This is a genomic window from Lactococcus sp. UBA7128 (assembly GCF_002492185.1).
Classification (GTDB): domain Bacteria; phylum Bacillota; class Bacilli; order Lactobacillales; family Streptococcaceae; genus Lactococcus; species Lactococcus muris.
Genome location: NZ_DKXK01000060.1, coordinates 1 through 19,244, shown reverse-complemented (window position 1 = coordinate 19,244; position 19,244 = coordinate 1). Strand labels below are relative to the sequence as shown.

Sequence of the window (19,244 nt, the reverse complement as noted above, 5' to 3'; positions counted from 1 at the left end):
AAGGGGTTTTCTTGAAAAATCCTTTTTATTTTTACATAGAAAATAGCGAACAAAATGTTTGACCTTTACTGACCAAAGGGGTATAATTAAGAGGTAGTAAGAAAAATGAGAAAATTACTATATTAATATGAAATGAATCGAGGTGCATTATGGACATCGAAAAAATGACAACAAGTATGCAAAAATCACTTTATGAAGCGCAACAAATTGCGCAAACTCGCCATCATCAAGTGATCGAAATTCCACATTTATGGCGAATCTTTGTAGAACCCAATAGTTTTGCTTATAATTTTTACAAAGATCTAGGCATCAATATTGATGAATTTACAAAAATTATTGAAAATGAAATAGATAAAATTTCTTCTGTTGAAGGAAGTAACATTACTTATGGTCAAAACATAAGCTCAGATCTTTTTAGCCTTTTTAGTGCAGCAGATAAGATTGCTAAGGAAATGGGAGACGAGTACCTTTCAACGGAGATTGTACTGCTAGCACTTTTTGACTTAAAGAAAAATCCTTTAACAAAATATTTAGTCAGCCATGGACTTAATAAGGAAAAAACAAAATTAGCAATTGAAAACTTACGTGGAGGTGATAAAGTGACAAATCAAAACGCAGAAGATACATACAAAGCACTTGAAAAATATGGCGTTGATCTTGTTGCTCAGGTAAAAGCAGGCAAACAAGACCCCGTCATCGGACGTGACGAAGAAATTCGTGATATTATTCGTGTCTTGTCACGCAAGACAAAAAACAATCCCGTACTTATCGGTGAGCCTGGTGTTGGTAAAACAGCTATCGTTGAAGGACTTGCTCAACGTATCGTACGAAAAGACGTTCCAGAAAATCTAAAAGATAAAACGGTCTTTTCACTTGATATGGGTGCGCTTATTGCCGGTGCCAAATACCGTGGTGAGTTTGAAGAACGTCTGAAAGCTGTACTGAATGAAGTTAAAAAATCAGACGGTCAGATTATCCTCTTTATTGACGAGTTGCACACCATTGTAGGAGCAGGTAAAACGGAAGGTTCAATGGATGCTGGTAACCTTTTGAAGCCAATGCTTGCTCGGGGAGAACTCCATCTTATCGGTGCTACAACTTTGGATGAATACCGGAAATATATGGAAACTGACAAGGCTTTGGAACGCCGTTTCCAAAAAGTCTTGGTTACAGAGCCAACAGTTGAAGATACAATTTCTATCCTTCGTGGTTTGAAAGAACGTTTTGAAATTCACCACGGTGTAACCATTCATGATAATGCCTTAGTTGCCGCAGCAACGCTTTCAAACCGCTATATTACAGACCGTTTTCTTCCTGATAAAGCGATTGACTTGGTGGATGAAGCCAGCGCAACTATTCGTGTCGAAATGAACTCTTTACCTACAGAGCTCGACCAAGCCAATCGTCGTCTCATGCAATTGGAAATCGAAGAAGCAGCGCTTAAAAAAGAAAATGATGATGCTTCTAAGAAACGTTTGAATATTATCCGTGAAGAGATTGCTGAATTACGTGAAGAAAACAACCAGCTTAAGGCACAATGGGAAGCTGAAAAGAAGGAAATCGGTAATATTTCTGAAAAAAGAAATGAACTGGAACGTGCCCGTCATGAACTTGAAGAAGCACAAAACGATGGCGATTTTGAAAAAGCGGCTGCATTGCGCTATGGTAAAATTCCTGAAATCGAAAAATCACTGAAAGACCTTGAAAGTAAAGCAAAATCAGATGATCTCAGTCTGGTACAAGAATCTGTTACTGAAGAGCAAATTGCTGAAGTGGTTGGTCGTATGACAGGGATTCCTGTAACGAAACTAGTGGCAGGGGAACGTGAAAAGCTGCTTCATCTGCCAGACACCTTGCACCAACGTGTTGTTGGGCAAGATGAAGCGGTAGAAGCTGTGTCCGATGCGATTATTCGTGCGCGTGCAGGAATCCAGGATCCTAACCGTCCTCTAGGTTCATTCCTCTTTTTAGGTCCAACTGGTGTTGGTAAAACAGAACTGGCTAAAGCTTTAGCTGAAAATCTATTCGACTCCGAAGAACATATGGTTCGGATTGATATGAGTGAGTATATGGAAAAGCATAGCGTTTCACGCCTTGTTGGAGCTCCTCCGGGATATGTCGGTCATGATGAAGGGGGACAATTGACTGAAGCTGTTCGCCGCAATCCTTATACGATTATCCTGCTTGATGAAATTGAGAAGGCGCATCCAGATGTTTTCAATATTCTTTTGCAAGTTCTGGATGATGGTCGTTTGACTGATTCGAAAGGTGTCTTGGTTGACTTTAAGAACACTGTCTTGATTATGACATCAAATGTTGGTTCACAATATTTGCTTGATAATGTTGGTGATAAAGGCGAAATCTCTGAAGAAACAACTGAAGAAGTGATGAAGCAGTTGCGTATGCACTTCAAACCAGAATTTCTCAACCGTATTGATGACACTATTCTCTTTAAACCACTGTCATTGGATAACATCAAAAATATTATTGTGAAGATGACCAGCCAATTGACACAACGTCTTGAAGACATGTCCGTCGAACTTGAACTTAGCGAAGAAGTGAAAACATGGATTGCTGAAAATGCTTATGAACCTGCCTATGGTGCACGTCCATTAAAACGTTATCTGACGAAGGTTATCGAAAATCCTCTTGCTAAATTAATCATTGCAGGCAAGATTCCACCTAAAACTAAAGTTTTAGTTAAACTTATTGACAATAAAGTAGACTTTGATATCTTGCCTATCTCAGAATAATCAATAATTAAAATAAAGGAAGAAGTCCGAGCATTTCGGGCTTTTTTCATGCAGCAAAAAGTATTCCCTATAGTATAAAAACTTTTTTGAACGACTTCCCTGACGTTGTGTTCCCTGAGAAAACTTGTCAAAGCAATAGCTTATTCCCTAAATTTCCAGATAATTCTTGACAATTTATAGTCTTTAGAGGTAAAATGTAGTCAATATAGGATACGAGAAGGAGTCTATCATGGAAAAAACATTCTTTATTATTAAGCCCGACGGCGTTCGACGTGGCTTGGTGGGTGAAGTCTTGAAACGTATTGAACAACGCGGTTTACAGCTGGATAGATTAGAGCTACGCACCGCTCCAGATGAGTCTCTGATAGACAAACACTATGAGGCCTTGGTGGATAAAGATTTTTATCCCAATCTTCGTAATTACATGACTTCTGGTCCTCTTGTTGTTGGCGTAATATCTGGTGTAGAAGCTATATCTTGTTGGCGTGCAATGATGGGCGCGACTAACCCCGCACAAGCTCAACCTGGGACTATTCGTGGAAACTTTGCGCAATCACCTGAAAAAGGCAAAGCGATTGAAAACATTGTTCATGGATCAGACTCCCCTGAATCTGCTGAGCGGGAAATTGCACTCTGGTTTTCATAAAGAAAAAGTAAATTTCGAGAGCAAGGACTTTCTGACTAGGTTTGAGCTATACGGCTGTAATAACCAGAAGAAGGTCTTTTTGTGTTCACTTTTTATCAAGGGAGAAAAGGAAAATATGAAAGAATTTTGGAAACTTCATCCGGCGATAAGGATTCGTCTGCTGATGAATTTTTTAGGGACCCTCTGCTTTAGCACAGTGGGGGGCTCAATGACTATTTATTACAATAAGTATATGGGGGCAGGAGTTACAGGTTTACTCCTTATCATAAGTTCCATTGTAGTTTTTTTAGTGGGACTTTATGCTGGACATTTGACGGATATGAAAGGAAGACGTCCAGTGATGTTATTCGCGACAGCACTTACAGCAGTAGGAGCAGCCCTAGCTACTTTTTCTAACTCTAGTTTTTATTTTAATCCCTGGCTCACCTTTCTTGGATTTTTAATTGAGAATTTTGGCTTTGGTTTTTTTAACACAGCAAGCCAAGCTATGATTGTTGACTTAACGACCAGTGAAAATCGAAGAACAGTTTATAGTATCCAATACTGGGTGATTAATTTTGCAATCATGATAGGTTCTGGTCTTTCTGCATGGTTCTTTAGAGACTATCTGGTTTGGCTTTTACTCGCTATCACTGTTGAAGAAATTTTGAGCTTTATCGTAATCTTTTTTTGGATTGAGGAATCTTTTGATTCGCAACAACAAAGTAAGACGAAAACACCCAATATTATTCAAGCATATTTTTTTGTAGCAAAAGACCATATTTTTATGTACTACCTTTTTGCTTCGGTCTTTATTTCGATGATATTTAATCAAGTTGATTATTACTTACCCGTACATCTTAGCGATAGTTTTTTGTCCACAAGAATTTTTGGAGTAGAAATTTATGGCCAAAGAATGTTGACCATGTTTCTTTTGATTAATACATTGATCATCATTCTTTTCATGGGGAGGATAAATCATTTAACGAGAAACTGGTCACGCCGTACAGGTATAGGATTAGGTATTCTTATACAGGGACTGGGATTTATTATTGCCTTTTTGGGAGATAACCTGATCTGGGAAGTTGTTGCCGCAGTAGTGGTAACTCTAGGTGAAATGATTCTTATACCATTTTCTCAGTCTTTAAGGGCAGATCTTATGGAAGGAGAGCATGTCGGAACATATACAGGAGCATTTTCTGTGACTCAACCTGTAGCCGCGGTTCTTTCAGGCCTGCTGGTATCTCTGTCAGCAATTTATGGAAATATAGGGATGTCTCTTTTTATGATTGTCATAACACTGTTGGGGATTCTTCCTGCATTACGCGCTATCCGCATGCATGAAGCGCTATAGTTATCTCAAATTAAAAATAAAAAAATGGAATCGCTCCTTAACCGTGCGGTTCCATTTTTATAGTTTTTGTGTAGGTTAGACTCCTTAGTGAGTAACCAAGCTTCCCTCACTTGTTCTTAAAATCAGACAGTTTCTGATGAAGAAGGGTGAGTTTTCTGTTGCCTCTATAAAGTTCAACTACAGTCCAAATTAATAAACTTAGAACTAAAATAATCAGGAGGATGGCTGTAGTGTCTGCAAGATAAGCTAGATTTTTAGGAAAGAGACTTTCAATTTGATCGGGTAAACCGATAAGGTTGAGGTAGGTCAGTGCAAGAACAGAAAGCCAACCAAAAAGCTGGACAATCCAATTGTTTTTAAACTTGCCCATCTCATTTTTACTGTTTGTCAACATCAAAAGAGGAATGATTGAAAAAGGGAGAGCAAAAGCCAGAAAGACTTGAGAGTCATTCATCAAGTTATTAATAGCTTCATGCTGCTCCTTTAAACTATAGCCTCGTGTCATTGTGACACAGATGAGAACAGGGATGACTGAAAGAAGTCGTGTAACGAGTCGGCGCGCCCACATCGGCATTCGCATATGAATGAAGCCTTCCATTATGATCTGTCCCGTCAATGTCCCTGTAATGGTCGAATTTTGGCCAGAAGCCAAGAGTGCCACGGCAAATAGAGTGGAGAGTGCACCTGTTTTAGCTACGTCAGCAAGTACACCATTGCTTAAAAGAGAGGGGGTGGAAAGCGCATCATAAAGCCCAAAAAACGATGGATCATCAATGACACCTGTTTTAAAAACAGCTACCCCCATAATCAGCAGGAGTGCATTAACGACAAAGGCCATGGTAAGTTGGATATTAGAATCCCAAGTAGAGAATCTTACAGCTCTGGCGATATCCTTTTCATCACTGTGATTGATTTTTCGACTTTGTGAAATAGAAGAATGAAGATAAAGATTATGGGGCATCACAGTTGCTCCGATAATACCCAGTGCCCCTGTTAAAGGCGTCATTCCAGCGACTGAAGGCGAAGTTGCAAAGGTCTGTGTGCTGGGGATGAATCCTTCCACGAGTGCCTTCCAGTCAGGGTTAGAGAGGGCAACCTGATAAGTAAAGATAAATAAAATAACGAGAATAAGACAGACCACAAGAGCTTCGATTTTTCTAAAGCCGACTTTTGTCAAAAGCAACAAAAGAAAAACATCAAATACTGTGATGAATACTGCCAGTATCAGCGGAATGTCAAAAAGTAAGTAAAGAGCAATAGCGGCTCCAATAACTTCCGCAATATCAGTTGCCATAATCGCTAGCTCTGTCAGAACCCATAGAATGATTCCTAGGACTTTACTGGTACGTGCACGAATAGCTTGTGCAAGATCCATCTGACTAACAATTCCAAGCTTGGCTGACATATACTGAAGAAGCATAGCAATCAAGCTTGACATTAGAATAACCGAGATTAACAAATATTGGAAGTTTTGTCCCCCTGTAATCGAAGTGGACCAGTTCCCCGGATCCATATAACCCACGGCGACTAAAGCTCCCGGACCGGAATAAGCAAGGAGTGTCCTGAAAAATTTACCATCTTTAGGTACCTTTACCGTTCCGTTAATCTCTTGAAGTGACTTGCCATTTGTATGATAAATCAACTTATGAGGCTGATTTTTAAGATTGTTCATATTTTCCTTTCTAAGCTGAGAGAAGCTCAGCCTTATTTTTTATATAGGAGTGAAAACAGGGGGATTTCTAGAGGGACTCATTTTTTAAAGAAGAAGCTACACGTCCTGTTCTTTGCATTAATAGTATATTTTCTTGTAAAAATTGCGGAATCACAGATATTTGACCGCTGTCTTCTTTTAAGATAATTGAACCGTCTTGGAGACGTTCAAGGATACGAATAAAATGCGGAATCTTTATCTTAAGTTTGTGAAAGAAAGCTTTAGCATCTGAGTCTAATGTGGTGATGTAGTAACTCTTGTCTTCCTCAGCGTGAGATAAGGGAATTTCCACTTCATCCTTTTTCCAAAAAAGCTCGGAAGGAATAGTTGAGCCGTGAGGGTCCGTTATCGGGTAATCCAGCAGAGCATAGAGATATTCCACAAGCTTAGGAGAAGAAGCATGTTCTAGATTTTCTGCTTCTTCATGAACCTCCTCAGTAGAGTAGCCCAAGCGTTCAACTAAAAAGGTTTCCCAGACTCGATGACTTTTAATAATGAAACGAGCCTGAGCATGGCCTTGTTCGGACAAATTAACCCCATGATAAGGCTCATAAAGTACAAGTCCCTTTTTAGATAATCTTTTAATCATCTCCGTTGCACTAGGAGCTGCAACGGACAATTTTTTTGCAATTAACTGAATGCTTACGACAGGCTCCTCGCTTGAACCTTCTAATGTATAAATGGCTTTTAGATAATCCTGTTCATTTTTTGTTAATTTTAACACCTAGTTTCTCCTCACGTATGTCATAACAAAAACATTATAGCACTCCTTATTTATTTTTCAATAATATAAGGTCAGCCTAATCAGAAGGTTTATCAGCTATTAAAGCTAAGAAGGAAGGGGGACCTCCTTCCTCACATCCCATATCCACTCTTTTTTACGATATCGTTTGGAAATTGGTAAGAAAAAGATTACAATGTCATTATATAATATGTATATTGTATTACTTTATGTACACGAAATACTTGACGAGGAAAAAGCCATGCTCTATAATCAGACAGCACAGCACAGCACAGCACAGCACAGCACAGCACAGCACATAAACACGCGGTAAATTTCCGTTCTTTTCTGCATGCTCCCAAGCGCTCTGGATGAAGGGCGCTTTTTCAGTTCTGTTATTTTTCCCCTAAGTGGGGTAAAGCGAGTTGGTAAAATTCAAACCAACATAAATTAAAAAGGGAGATAAAAATGAAAAAAATAGTACATAAGTCAAATACCGCAACTGTATTTTTGCTAAGCACAATATTGCTTGGGCAAGTGAGCACCGTTAGTGCTGACATCAAGATTCCAGACGTATCAGTATCCCAAAAACTAAGTACTAACCAGTGGCTGACTACCTTAAATTTAAATAATGCTTCAATTCGGAGTGTTGATGATGCGCATGGTGGCACTTATGAAATTGCTCCTGATGGTATGAGTGGTGGATTCTCTAATACTAATACCCGATTGATTTTACAAGATATAAATCCTAATCCAGGCCGTCAACACTTATACGCCTGGGAAAGTAGCACTGGGACAATCCCGCAAAGGTCAGGGTCTTTTTTTAGGTTTACAGTTAATCAAAACGCAACTTTGACTGCAATTCATAAAAATAATCCAACTTATCGTGTTGGAGGCAGTACGCGAATAGAAGTTGGTCAGGCCTGGACTCCTAGTGATTTGAATATTACAGGTGTTGACGCAAATGGAAATCCGCTCACTCAAGCAGATTTTGAAGTTGATACTAGTCAGGTTGATGTAAATGTTGCTGGTAATTATCGTATTAACGTTACTATTAATAGTGGAGCTTATATGCGATTCATTTGGGCTTTTAATTTCACTGTGGTTCCAATGGGTCCAGGCAATGAATTACCTGATGTTCATACCGTTCGTTTTGACACGGGTGGTACCTCAGTCATTCCTGAACGATATGTTGGCAACAACTCAACAGTGAGTCGTCCTGATGATCCAGTGCTTGAACATTCTGATTTTGTTGATTGGTACACAGATGAGACATTTACGCAGCCCTTTGATTTTAACACGCTGATTACTTCTGATTTAACGCTATATGCGAGATTCAGACTGACTCCAGATAATATTTTACCTACGATGTATACGGTCAACTTTGATGGTAGAGGTGGATCAATAATTGGTAATCAACTCGTTGCAGCAGGTAGTACCTTAACACGACCAGAAGATCCTACTCGAGACAATCATCAGTTTGCAGGTTGGTACACGGATGAACATTTAACAGAAGAATTTGATTTCAATACGCCAGTAACTTCTCACATGACCCTATTTGCACGGTGGACAGCAAATGCTGATAACGTCTTGCCAACCATGCATACAGTGAATTTTGATAGTAGGGGTGGTTCAGTTATTGGCAGTCGATTTGTAGCCGATGGAAAAACAGTATCACAGCCAGAAAATCCAATACGGGCAAACTATCAGTTTGCGGGCTGGTATACGGATGAAAATTTGAACGAAGCTTTTGATTTTAGTACTCCAATAATGGAGAATACTACACTTTATGCACGCTGGATAAGGGATACAGATGATAAAAACGATGGTAGTGTAGACATTGTTGGACCAGATGCAGGGCAGAATATTAGTGCAGATGAAGAAACAGCAGAAGATATGACAGCACCGAGTCGGCAAGAACATTTGCCAAAAACTGGAGATAGTGAGAATATTTTTTCTGTTATTGGTCTTGGAAGTGTAGCCCTAGCAATTTTCCTTAAGCGGCAAAGATGAGTTTTTAAGGAGTTCCCTGAAGCGGCAAATAAATTGAAGTGGCGTCATCACAAAGAAATGCCACTCTACATTTGATGACATTTTTTTGTGAATGGACTGAATAGGGTTTTATTCCTTTTCTAATTCAAGAGAACTTTTTAAAGTTTTAATTTCTCCCCTCATCATTCACCAGAAATCCTCTCTTAAAAATAGCACAACTAATAAAACTTACTAAAATAGCTCAATCTAGAGCAAGAAAAAATATTTTGGTATAATAAAAGACATGACTTATCAAGTAAAAATAATTTATCCCAAAGAAGAAGCTCTAGAGAGCAACAAGTTAACAGAACGTACTTTCAATGAGTACATAGATGACCTTGAAACAGAAGAAGTTATAGGGCAGTATGAGCAACTCCTGACAAAAGGTTATTCTATCTCTGTAAACTTCACACCGCCTCAGGTTGATAAAAAAGGCGAAGAACAGGATCCTTTTAAAATTGCGGAAAGCTTTGAGCTTGCGGGAATACCTTATAAGGCAACTTTGAAACTGAAAGCCTCAGGAAGCTATGAGGAAATGGTGAAAATTGCTAAAATGATTGAGCAACAAGGCTATGATTACAGCATTACGGTTAAACTCCAAATCAACGAAAATTCTCCTGTTGATTTTGAGAAAGAAAGTTCTTGGTTTGATTCTGAATATGCAAAATACACAGTCTTGCCAAAAGCAAGCAGCCAAGATATCGCGGACCTTCGCTCACTCTATGATGTGCTCTCTGAAGAACGTTATAAGGTAAGTATCAATCTCAAAGCAAAGGTTAAAAAAGACGATGATGATAGTTTTGCTACTCAACTTGCCGCATATCCCTCAGAAACTCTGGTAACTTTTAAATTGACAGATGCGTCGTATGTGTAAGTGAGAAAAATCAAGAGCTAAATCTCACACTTTACATAAATAAAAATATGTAAAGTGTGAGCTTTTAATAAACAAATTCCTGAAGAAGAGAGAAGAAAAACAGAAAAGGAACATTCACCTGTTCCTTTTTTGATAGAATAAAGAAATCTTTTTGTCTTTAGTTTGTCGTTTAGATACTGTTAATTTAACAAAAATTTATTATTTTTCTATTGCTATTTTGAAAAAAAGGAGGTATTATATAATTATGTTTACATCCGTAAACATAAAAGGGGTGGATTTTGCTGGTTATAAAAGTTTCTGAATCTGCCTCCCAACTAGAATTTGAAATGGAGAAGAAAGATGATTAAATTTTACTACACTCCCTCATGCACAAGTTGCCGAAAAGCAAAAGTTTGGTTGGAAAAGCATAACTTGGCATACACAGAGCACAATTTATTCGCCCAACCATTGACAGATGAAGAAATTGCTGACTTGTTAAGTAAAACAGAGAATGGTACTGAAGATCTTATTACAACACGTTCGCAAGCTTTTAAAAGCTTGAAAGTCAATGTTGACGAGATGACAGTTAAAGAATGGACAAAATTTATTTCACAACATCCTGAACTCCTTCGTCGTCCTCTCTTGGTAAAAGGCGAAAAACTTCAAGCTGGCTTCAATGAGGAGCAATTGCGCAGTTTCTTTTCTAGAGAATATCGCCAAATTGAATTACAGGAAACAAAGAAAGCTGTAGCTTAGACAGTTCTGTTACACAAAAACTTGGATAAAGAGTGGAAGTGACGGCTGTTCTGGGTAACTTTACCCTTTTTTCAACTTTCATAGTATAATGGATGTATACAACAAAATGTAAAGGCTTTCTCCGGAGAGTTGATGTTAAGAACAGGAAGGAGTTCCTATGGAGAATTTCAAAATAAACGGTCAAGAAGCGACTGTTGAGAACTTGACAGAAGCAGGCTATCGCCGCTACCGTGGTGAAGAAATGGACATCTATTATAATGCCAACATCTGTGAACATGTGGGAGAATGTGTCCGAGGCAATCCAGCAGTTTGGGAGGTGGGGCGAAAACCCTGGATACTGCCTGACAATGGTGAAAAGCTGGATAATCAGCGCATCATCAATCGTTGTCCGTCTGGTGCACTAAAATATATCAAATAGAAAAAGGAGAAATCCATGAAGACTGTTGAGGAAGAAAACGAAATCATCTTGTACAATGATGAGAATGAACGCATCGGTGAAATGACCTTGATGAAAATGGGAAACAGTATCGTTGTAACGCACACAGGTGTAACAATTGAATACCGTGGCAAAGGTCTAGCCAAACTGTTGCTAGAGGCGGGAATAGAAAAAGCTCGTAAAGAAAATCTTAAGCTCCAAGCAACATGTCCTTATGCCGCTAAATATTTTAGAGTACATAAAGACGAGTTACAGGATGTTTTAAAATAAAGCAAGATAAGTCAAAACAGTAACGTTTTGACTTTTTTCCTATAGGGAGGAATTTACAGTGAAAAAATACGACTATATTGTTATCGGTGCAGGGCCAGGAGGAAATGCTTTTGCCTATGAGATGAAAGCACAGGGCGCTTCTGTTTTATTGGTGGAGAAGGATAAATGGGGCGGAACCTGTCCTAACTATGGCTGTGATCCTACAAAAATAATGATGGCTCTAGTTGAAGCCAAACAAAGAGCAGAAAATCTTTTTTCTGCTGGACTTCATGGGAATTTGCATATTGATTGGAAGAAGATGTTAGCACAGAAAAATGCTTACAGCAATGCTGTTCCCTCACGCACGCGAAAAGGATTAGAGAGTGCAGGCATTGATTTAGTTTTTGGTGCTGCTCATTTTACAAAGTCTGGCGCCGTTTTGGTTGGAGAGGAGAAGTATATTGCTGGCAAGTATGTTATTGCAACTGGGGCACGTCCACGCGCATTGGATATTGAAGGAAGTGAATATTTATTGACCTCCAACGACTTTCTGGACTTGGAAGAATTGCCTCAACGTGTGATTTTTCTAGGAGCTGGCTATGTTTCGCTTGAATTAGCTCAAATCGCGAATGCAGCAGGTGCTAAAGTTTCAGTTTTAACACACGGTCGTCAAGTTCTTCCAAACTTTGATGAAGAATTTTCTGACAGCTATATTAAGCAGTTACAAAAGGAAGGCATTTCTTTTATCGATAGCTTTTCCGCCCAAAAAGTCCAAAAAACAGGAAAAAAGTTTCATATTTGGGCGGAAGACGGTCGTGAATTTACAGCAGATATCATTATATCAGCAGTTGGTCGTGTAGCGAATGTTGAAGAACTGAACCTAGAAAATGTTGGCATTGAGGTGAGCGCAAAGGGCATTCCTGTTAATGGATTTTTACAAACGGTAAATCCTAACATCTATGCTTTAGGAGACGTTTTAGACAAGAAGATACCAAAATTAACCCCAGTTTCTGGTTTTGAAGCGAGATACTTGGCTCGTCATTTATCGCCTGAAAGTCAAAATAAGGAAGAAATTCAGTATCCTGCCTTGCCTACAGTTATCTTTGGCTCAAGCAAATTAGCGAAGATTGGACAAACGCAAGTTATTGACAGCGAAACTGAGCGAAGATTGGACATGACAGAATGGTATACCTATAAACGTATCGCCGATCCTCTTTCAAAAATAAAAATTATCGTGAACCAAAAAAATGAAATTTTAGGCGCTACGGTTTTGTCTACTGTAGCTGATGAGCTTGTCAATATCCTTAATTTTTGCATCAATCAGTCCATCAATTTAGAGGAATTTCAAAAAATGATTATGGCTTATCCCACAATTGCGAGTGACTTGTTTTACTTGTATAAATAGAAACATATTTATAGTCTATGATTCTATCTCCTACATATCTTAATTAATCTAACAATTCCTGAATTCCACTTGATTTCTTATTGGAAAACGGTTACAATAGATGTATAATATACAATAACACCTCCACATTCTAATCTAGCAAAAAAGTGCAGCTTAAAAAAGTTGCACTTTTTTGTTTACTTATGTTTACTTATCTGAAAGAAATAAACGGATTAGGGGACAGAATGTCTTCTAATATCTTGTAATGTCCGTTGTGCTGTGCTATCATAATGGAAAAACTGATAGCGCTTACTCTCTGGGTTACTTCCTGATGAAAAAAGGAGGACTTTTCCCTGTCCGTCTATCAGTGGTGAGGCCTATTTAATGACACGAGCCTTGTATCTGACTTTGGTGGAAAATATTGGGAGGTATTATGATTGAAGCAATAGCTTTGAAAAAGCAATTTGACAGTGGAGTTATTGCTCTTAAGTCTGTTGATTTCTACATAGAAAAAGGAGATTTAGTTTGTCTTCTGGGACCTTCTGGTTGTGGCAAGTCTACGGTTTTAAATTTAATTGCAGGTCTGTTAGCACCATCAGCTGGAGACATAAAGTTTCTTGATAAATCTGTTCTCAAAATTTTTCAGATTCTGTTTTTATCCAAGCTATAAAAAATACACTTGTATTTGGCATTACTGTGGTACCTGCTGCGCTCTTACTTTCTCTTTTGATTTCATGGATTATTTTTGAAAAAGTTAAGCACAAAGCTATACCTAAAACAGTTTTTTCATGCCTTATGTTACCTCAACACTTGCTATTGAAATGGTATTTCAGCATATATTTAATAAAGATTTTGGCAGCCTAAACTTTCATGCTTTATAAGAGGAAATAATGCTGGAGAACTCGTTAGAAAAGTGAATAGGTAAAAAGTAACACTCAAATGTGATATACTGGAGATAGACGAAAGGAGCAGAGCATGCGAGTAAATAAGGAAATTGTAAAACATGGGGAGGCACTAGACCTAGTCTGAACCATGTTGCCTCCCAATAAGTGATAAAGACTTTTTGGAGGAAAAAATGAATAAAACGTATATCTTAAATCATCTGGGTTTTAAAGAGGACTTTAAACAACAGGCTAAGGCACACCCTGACTTATATCCCGGCCGCATCATTGAGCAAGCTAGAGATAAGTACAGAGTGGTGACTCACTCAGGGGAAACAATCGCTGAAGTCTCAGGAAAGTTTCGCTACGAAGCTTTGGAGGCTGCCGATTTTCCTGCTGTTGGCGACTTTGTGCTGCTTGACAGGGCTACAGAAGATACTGGAACAGCTCAGATTCAGCAATGTTTAACGCGGCAGTCAGCACTTATCAGAAAGGCATCTGGCACGGCTCATGAGCGACAAATTCTTGCAGCCAATGTCGACAAGGTTTTCATCTGCATGTCGCTCAATGAGGACTTTAATTTGCGAAGGGCGGAGCGCTATCTTGCTTTAGTGTGGGATTCGGGAGCTGTTCCCACATTTGTCTTGACGAAGACGGATATTGCACAGGATTTGGAAAAAAAGCTAGAAGACTTACAGCAAATCAGTTTGGGTGTTGACGTCTTAATGACCACGGCATATGATGATGACGGTTATCTTTCCTTGCGAGAATATATCAAACAGGACGAAACCGTTGTTCTGATTGGTTCTTCTGGTGTAGGTAAATCAACGTTAATTAATGGTTTACTTACTGAACAGAACTTAAAAACAGATGGTTTACGTAATGACGGAAAAGGCAGACATACCACTACACAGCGTAAATTATTTAAGCTCCCTTCTGGTGGCATGATTATTGATACTCCAGGGCTTAGGGAAGTTGGTCTTGATCAAGCTAATTTTAGTGAAACTTTTTCTGATATTCTTGAATTATCATCCTGCTGTAAATTTTCAGATTGTTCACATGAAAATGAACCAGGCTGCGCTGTTCAAGAAGCAATTGAACAAGGGCAATTTTCACAAGAACGCTTCTCAAATTATCAAAAATTAATAAAAGAAGTAGATTATGATGGTATGAACGCCAAGGAGATTGAAAGAAGAAAGCTTAATGCCATGTTTAAAGAAGTGGGTGGTATGAAAAATGCACGCAAGTTCTTGAAAAAGAAGGATAAGCGCGTGTACTAAATTTGTCCAAAATAAGTAAGTGCTTAAAAAGTCGAGTCTGTATTTTCTCGGCTTTTTACTATAAAGCAAAATGGAACATCATATAATAAAAATTAAAAGGATAAGGCATCTATAAGTGTATTTGTCACTAGATATTGGTATAATTAATAATTATGGCAAGAAAAAATATTTTGAAAGCTCAACGAATAGTAGTTAAGATTGGTACAAGTTCGCTCATGTTGCCTAATGGAAAAATAAATTTATCAAACATCGATGAACTTGCATTTGTACTATCGGATCTTAATAACAACGGATACGAAGTGATTTTGGTAACTTCTGGTGCGATTGGTGTGGGATTAAATATACTTGATAGAGAGGAACGTCCAAAAGAAATTGCTCAGCAGCAGGCACTTGCAAGTATTGGGCAAGTTGAACTCATGAGCCTTTATACACAAATGTTTCGTCGTTACTCGCAGAAAGTTTCCCAGCTGCTTTTGACACGGGATGTGACAGACTTCCCTCTAAGCTCGGATAATGCAAAAAATGCCCTGAATGCGCTACTTTCACTTGGCATTATCCCTATCATCAATGAGAATGATGCAATTGCAGTCGATGAAATGGATCATCAAACAAAGTTTGGAGATAATGACAAGCTCAGTGCTATCGTTTCTAAGCTTGTGGGGGCTGATTTATTGATTATGCTCTCAGATATTGATGGGCTTTTTGATAAAAATCCAAATATTTATGATGATGCAAAAATTTTTAAGGAAGTTCATGAAATTACGGATGAGTTGCAGAGGATAGCTGGAGGAGCCGGCAGCCGTTTTGGAACCGGTGGAATGGCCTCAAAATTAGCAGCTGCACAGATTTTGTTTGAAAATAATCAAGAAATGGTTTTAACCAACGGTAAGCGTATTCGAGAAATCCAGAAAATTGTTAATGGGGATGAAATAGGAACTTATTTCCATAAAAATATCGAGAAAGAAGGATAGAGAGGGAGAGAAATTATGATTGAAGAGCTTGGAGCAAAAGTTAAGGCTGCGAGCAAAGAAGTGGCCCAGCTATCTGCTACAGATAAAAATAGCTTTTTATGCCAGTTAGCAGAGAGTCTGATACAAAACACAGAGCGGATAATCCAGGAAAATGATAGAGATGTTGCCAAAGCTAAGGAACATGGAATTTCTGAAATTATGGTAGACCGCTTACGTTTGACAGCGCAACGGATAGCTGATATGGCTGTCGGTTTACGACAAGTCGCTGACTTACCGGATCCTATTGGCCAAGTCTTGCAAGGTTTTACAAATCTTGATGGTCTTAAAATCCTTCAAAAGAGAGTCCCTCTTGGTACAGTTGGGATGATTTTTGAGAGCCGACCTAATGTGACAATTGATGCTTTTTCCTTGTGTTTCAAAACGGGGAACAGTGTTTTATTACGAGGCGGTTCTGATGCTCTTTTTTCAAATATAGTTTTAGTAGAAATTATTAAGGAAAATCTACGAGCGCAAGGAATCACTGACAGTGCGGTAGAACTTTTATCGGATACGAGCCATGAGGAAGCTGAGAAAATGATGCAAGCCGATCAATTTTTAGATGTACTTATCCCGCGTGGTTCGGCTCGACTCATTAATAGAGTGAAAGAAAAGTCAAAAGTTCCTGTGATTGAGACTGGTGTGGGAAACTGTACCGTTTTTGTAGACGAATCTGCAGACTTAGAAATGGCAAGCCAAATCGTGATTAATGCCAAAACACAGCGTCCAAGTGTTTGTAATGCTGCTGAAAGTTTAGTTGTACATGCAAAAGTTGCAGCAGAGTTTTTACCAAAACTGTGCGAAGACCTAAAAAAGGTACATCCTGTTGAGTTCCGAGCTGATGAAGCTGCTTTAAAAATCTTCCAAGCGCAAGAGAACTGCCCAGCTATAGCAGCAACTACAGAAGATTTTGGAACAGAATACTTGGATTACATTATGTCTGTCAAAACAGTGAATAGTCTGGACGAAGCCATTGAACATATCAATCGTTATTCAAGCCGGCATTCGGAGAGCATCGTAACTCGTGATTATTTTAATGCTCAAAAGTTTCAAGATGAAATTGATGCAGCAGCAGTCTACGTGAATGCTTCGACACGCTTTACTGATGGTTTTGTATTTGGTTTAGGCGCAGAGATCGGTATCTCCACGCAGAAGCTCCATGCCAGAGGTCCAATGGGATTGGAAGCTTTAACTTCTACAAAATATTTGATTGAAGGTACTGGACAAACACGTTAATATTGTTAACATAGTAAAAGGAAAAACACAGCTGTGTATTTTCAGATAATCATACAAAAAGATACCCATGTTTCTCGAACATGATGTATCTTTTTTATAACCTCGTAACATATTTTCACAAACTTGACGTGCTAAAAAATTGATGATACAATTTTATAATGCATGCGAAAAAACAATACAAGGAGGAATTATGAAAATTTGGAAACTAGGTTTAGTCGCTATGCTAGGGTTGTCTTTGGCAGCTTGTGGGAATACTACTCAAAATAAGAGTACGTCTTCAAGTTCATCAGAAAAGACAGATGCTAAAGCTGGTGCAAGTAAAACCATGACCTATGCTGATCCATCAAGTTTGGAAAAAAGCTATGATGTCATCATTATCGGTGCCGGAGGTGCTGGGATGACTGCAGCTATTGAGGCTAAAGATGCGGGAATGAAACCTGTTATTCTTGAAAAGATGCCTGTTGCTGGCGGGAACACATCAAAGGCCTCTGCTGGGTTAAATGCTTCTGAAACATCTGTAGAAAAAGCGCAAGGTATCGAAGACTCTAACGATAAGTTTTATGAGGAAACCTTAAAAGGTGGCGGAGGAACAAATGATAAAGAGCTTCTACGCTACTTCGTTGATCACTCTGCTGGAGCAGTGGATTGGCTCGCACAAAACGGAATCGTGCTGGATAACCTGACAACGACTGGAGGGATGAGTGTTTCTAGAACACACCGTCCACATGATGGATCAGCTGTTGGGGCATATCTGGTTAAAGGATTAGAAGAAAATATTTCTAAACGCGATATTCCAGTATTTGTGAACAGTGATGTTACCAAAATAACTGAAAAAGACGGCAAAGTGTCAGGGGTTGAAGTTAAGATTGACGGAAAAACTCAGAAAGTAGCTTCTAAAGCAGTAGTGGTTACTACAGGAGGATTTGGTGCAAATGAAAAAATGATTGCTAAATACCGTCCTGACTTAAAAGACTATGTTACAACAAATGCTGCTGGTTCTACAGGTGACGGTATTGAAATGATTACTGCTCTTGGAGGTGCTCTGGTAGACATGGACAAGATTCAAATCCACCCAACTGTTTTCCAAAAGACAGGCTATCTTGTATCAGAGTCAATTCGTGGAGAAGGAGCCATTCTTGTTAACCAAGACGGCAAAAGATTCGTTAACGAAATGGATACACGTGATAAAGTATCTGCAGCAGAACTGAAACAGGAAGGCAAGTATGCTTACGCTGTTTTTGGTGAAGGCACAAAAGATAAAGTAAAAGCTGTAAATCAATATATCTCTAAGAAAATGGTTGTGGAAGCAGATAGCGTTGATGCCCTTGCCAAAAAACTTGATATGGATCCAAAGGAGCTGACTGCTACAGCTGATAAATGGAATAAAGCAGTAGCTGAAAAGAAAGATAGCGAGTTTGGACGTACAACGGGTATGACAACAGGTATATCTGGAAAAGTGTATGCTATAAAAGTTGCACCTGGTATTCACCATACAATGGCCGGCGTAAAAATTACTACAAAGGCACAAGTGCTTAAAAAAGATGGTCAGCCAATTGATGGTTTGTATGCGGCAGGAGAGCTTACAGGAGGCTTACATGGTGGAAACCGTATTGGTGGAAATGCAGTAGCAGATATCATCATTTTTGGACGCCAAGCAGGTCAACAAGCCGCAAGTTATGCTAAAGGTTAATCACAGAAAAAATTAGAAAATTTTTGAGTAAATAAGTCATGTTGTTCGATATTTCAAGGACAACATGACTTTTATTTTTGAGCTCTTTTCTTAATTTCAAACTACAAATAGTTTCGGAAAAACAAAAAACTGAGGGTTTGTACTGCACCCCAAAAGTTAGACAGAGGATGTCGTGCACCCATAAATTTGGACCGATGCTCAAGCAAAATTATTGCTTGGGCTTTTTGTTATTGTATCATTTTTTAAACGGTACTCGATTGGAGATAACCATCCTAAT

16 protein-coding genes and 1 pseudogene are annotated in these 19,244 nt (G+C 38.7%); 15 read left to right on the top strand and 2 right to left on the bottom strand.

Annotated features, from left to right (window positions below):
- Positions 1 to 149: 149 nt before the first annotated feature.
- From clpB to B4H39_RS06515, 3 genes are all read left to right on the top strand, one after another.
- Positions 150 to 2,753 carry an ATP-dependent chaperone ClpB gene (clpB, locus tag B4H39_RS06525; RefSeq protein WP_271328132.1) on the top strand — a complete coding sequence of 868 codons (2,604 nt, stop codon included), beginning with the start codon at positions 150 to 152 and terminating at the stop codon, positions 2,751 to 2,753.
- Positions 2,754 to 2,982: 229 nt separating this feature from the next.
- The gene (gene ndk, locus B4H39_RS06520) at positions 2,983 to 3,399 is read left to right on the top strand and encodes a nucleoside-diphosphate kinase (RefSeq protein ID WP_202230772.1); all 417 of its coding nucleotides are present in this window, start codon (positions 2,983 to 2,985) and stop codon (positions 3,397 to 3,399) included.
- Positions 3,400 to 3,514: 115 nt separating this feature from the next.
- Complete coding sequence (locus B4H39_RS06515; RefSeq protein ID WP_251420794.1) at positions 3,515 to 4,732, top strand: MDR family MFS transporter; 1,218 nt, start codon at positions 3,515 to 3,517, stop codon at positions 4,730 to 4,732.
- 106 nt (positions 4,733 to 4,838) lie between these two features.
- Here the strand turns inward: B4H39_RS06515 and B4H39_RS06510 are convergent, their stop codons facing one another.
- Together B4H39_RS06510 and B4H39_RS06505 are read right to left on the bottom strand one after the other, a co-directional pair.
- Positions 4,839 to 6,404, bottom strand: a complete 1,566-nt coding sequence (locus tag B4H39_RS06510) for an Nramp family divalent metal transporter (RefSeq protein ID WP_251420796.1) — start codon at positions 6,402 to 6,404, stop codon at positions 4,839 to 4,841.
- Positions 6,405 to 6,471: 67 nt separating this feature from the next.
- Complete coding sequence (locus B4H39_RS06505; protein ID WP_202230778.1) at positions 6,472 to 7,167, bottom strand: metal-dependent transcriptional regulator; 696 nt, start codon at positions 7,165 to 7,167, stop codon at positions 6,472 to 6,474.
- A gap of 208 nt (positions 7,168 to 7,375) precedes the next feature.
- Here B4H39_RS06505 and B4H39_RS06500 point away from each other — a divergent pair, with 208 nt between their 5' ends.
- The 12 genes and pseudogenes from B4H39_RS06500 (at position 7,376) to B4H39_RS06445 (ending at position 18,967) form a co-directional block, all read left to right on the top strand.
- The gene (locus tag B4H39_RS06500; RefSeq protein WP_286927548.1) at positions 7,376 to 7,498 is read left to right on the top strand and encodes a hypothetical protein; all 123 of its coding nucleotides are present in this window, start codon (positions 7,376 to 7,378) and stop codon (positions 7,496 to 7,498) included.
- A gap of 176 nt (positions 7,499 to 7,674) precedes the next feature.
- Positions 7,675 to 9,177, top strand: coding sequence for an InlB B-repeat-containing protein (locus B4H39_RS06495; protein ID WP_202230780.1), 1,503 nt, complete (start codon positions 7,675 to 7,677; stop codon positions 9,175 to 9,177).
- A gap of 262 nt (positions 9,178 to 9,439) precedes the next feature.
- Positions 9,440 to 10,069 carry a hypothetical protein gene (locus tag B4H39_RS06490; RefSeq protein WP_202230782.1) on the top strand — a complete coding sequence of 210 codons (630 nt, stop codon included), beginning with the start codon at positions 9,440 to 9,442 and terminating at the stop codon, positions 10,067 to 10,069.
- Positions 10,070 to 10,408: 339 nt separating this feature from the next.
- The gene (spx, locus tag B4H39_RS06485; protein ID WP_202230784.1) at positions 10,409 to 10,804 is read left to right on the top strand and encodes a transcriptional regulator Spx; all 396 of its coding nucleotides are present in this window, start codon (positions 10,409 to 10,411) and stop codon (positions 10,802 to 10,804) included.
- 157 nt (positions 10,805 to 10,961) lie between these two features.
- On the top strand, positions 10,962 to 11,222 hold the full coding sequence (locus B4H39_RS06480) for a (4Fe-4S)-binding protein (RefSeq protein ID WP_202230786.1): 261 nt from the start codon (positions 10,962 to 10,964) through the stop codon (positions 11,220 to 11,222).
- A 15-nt stretch (positions 11,223 to 11,237) separates the two neighbouring features.
- The gene (locus B4H39_RS06475) at positions 11,238 to 11,510 is read left to right on the top strand and encodes a GNAT family N-acetyltransferase (RefSeq protein WP_251420800.1); all 273 of its coding nucleotides are present in this window, start codon (positions 11,238 to 11,240) and stop codon (positions 11,508 to 11,510) included.
- A gap of 58 nt (positions 11,511 to 11,568) precedes the next feature.
- Positions 11,569 to 12,894, top strand: a complete 1,326-nt coding sequence (locus B4H39_RS06470) for a dihydrolipoyl dehydrogenase family protein (RefSeq protein WP_251420802.1) — start codon at positions 11,569 to 11,571, stop codon at positions 12,892 to 12,894.
- Positions 12,895 to 13,306: 412 nt separating this feature from the next.
- A pseudogene (locus tag B4H39_RS06465) lies at positions 13,307 to 13,510 on the top strand (ATP-binding cassette domain-containing protein); the annotation flags it as partial.
- 438 nt (positions 13,511 to 13,948) lie between these two features.
- Entirely contained in the window at positions 13,949 to 15,034 is a 1,086-nt protein-coding gene (gene rsgA, locus B4H39_RS06460) for a ribosome small subunit-dependent GTPase A (RefSeq protein ID WP_251420805.1), read from the top strand.
- A 152-nt stretch (positions 15,035 to 15,186) separates the two neighbouring features.
- Positions 15,187 to 16,005 (top strand): glutamate 5-kinase, encoded by an 819-nt coding sequence (gene proB, locus B4H39_RS06455; RefSeq protein WP_202230794.1) that lies wholly within the window; start codon positions 15,187 to 15,189, stop codon positions 16,003 to 16,005.
- Positions 16,006 to 16,020: 15 nt separating this feature from the next.
- On the top strand, positions 16,021 to 17,277 hold the full coding sequence (locus B4H39_RS06450; RefSeq protein WP_202230796.1) for a glutamate-5-semialdehyde dehydrogenase: 1,257 nt from the start codon (positions 16,021 to 16,023) through the stop codon (positions 17,275 to 17,277).
- Between the two features lie 190 nt (positions 17,278 to 17,467).
- A complete protein-coding gene (locus B4H39_RS06445) occupies positions 17,468 to 18,967 on the top strand; it encodes a flavocytochrome c (RefSeq protein WP_251420807.1) in 1,500 nt (499 codons plus the stop codon).
- Positions 18,968 to 19,244 lie beyond the last annotated feature (277 nt).

Excerpts from the sequence above, each read along its gene's own strand:
- ndk (WP_202230772.1), top strand. The coding sequence starts at position 2,983 with ATGGAAAAAACATTCTTTATTATTAAGCCCGACGGCGTTCGACGTGGC.
- B4H39_RS06490 (WP_202230782.1), top strand. The coding sequence starts at position 9,440 with ATGACTTATCAAGTAAAAATAATTTATCCCAAAGAAGAAGCTCTAGAG.
- clpB (WP_271328132.1), top strand. The coding sequence starts at position 150 with ATGGACATCGAAAAAATGACAACAAGTATGCAAAAATCACTTTATGAA.
- B4H39_RS06445 (WP_251420807.1), top strand. The coding sequence starts at position 17,468 with ATGAAAATTTGGAAACTAGGTTTAGTCGCTATGCTAGGGTTGTCTTTG.
- rsgA (WP_251420805.1), top strand. The coding sequence starts at position 13,949 with ATGAATAAAACGTATATCTTAAATCATCTGGGTTTTAAAGAGGACTTT.
- spx (WP_202230784.1), top strand. The coding sequence starts at position 10,409 with ATGATTAAATTTTACTACACTCCCTCATGCACAAGTTGCCGAAAAGCA.
- B4H39_RS06450 (WP_202230796.1), top strand. The coding sequence starts at position 16,021 with ATGATTGAAGAGCTTGGAGCAAAAGTTAAGGCTGCGAGCAAAGAAGTG.
- proB (WP_202230794.1), top strand. The coding sequence starts at position 15,187 with ATGGCAAGAAAAAATATTTTGAAAGCTCAACGAATAGTAGTTAAGATT.
- B4H39_RS06515 (WP_251420794.1), top strand. The coding sequence starts at position 3,515 with ATGAAAGAATTTTGGAAACTTCATCCGGCGATAAGGATTCGTCTGCTG.
- B4H39_RS06500 (WP_286927548.1), top strand. The coding sequence starts at position 7,376 with ATGTATATTGTATTACTTTATGTACACGAAATACTTGACGAGGAAAAA.
- B4H39_RS06475 (WP_251420800.1), top strand. The coding sequence starts at position 11,238 with ATGAAGACTGTTGAGGAAGAAAACGAAATCATCTTGTACAATGATGAG.
- B4H39_RS06480 (WP_202230786.1), top strand. The coding sequence starts at position 10,962 with ATGGAGAATTTCAAAATAAACGGTCAAGAAGCGACTGTTGAGAACTTG.
- B4H39_RS06510 (WP_251420796.1), bottom strand. The coding sequence starts at position 6,404 with ATGAACAATCTTAAAAATCAGCCTCATAAGTTGATTTATCATACAAAT.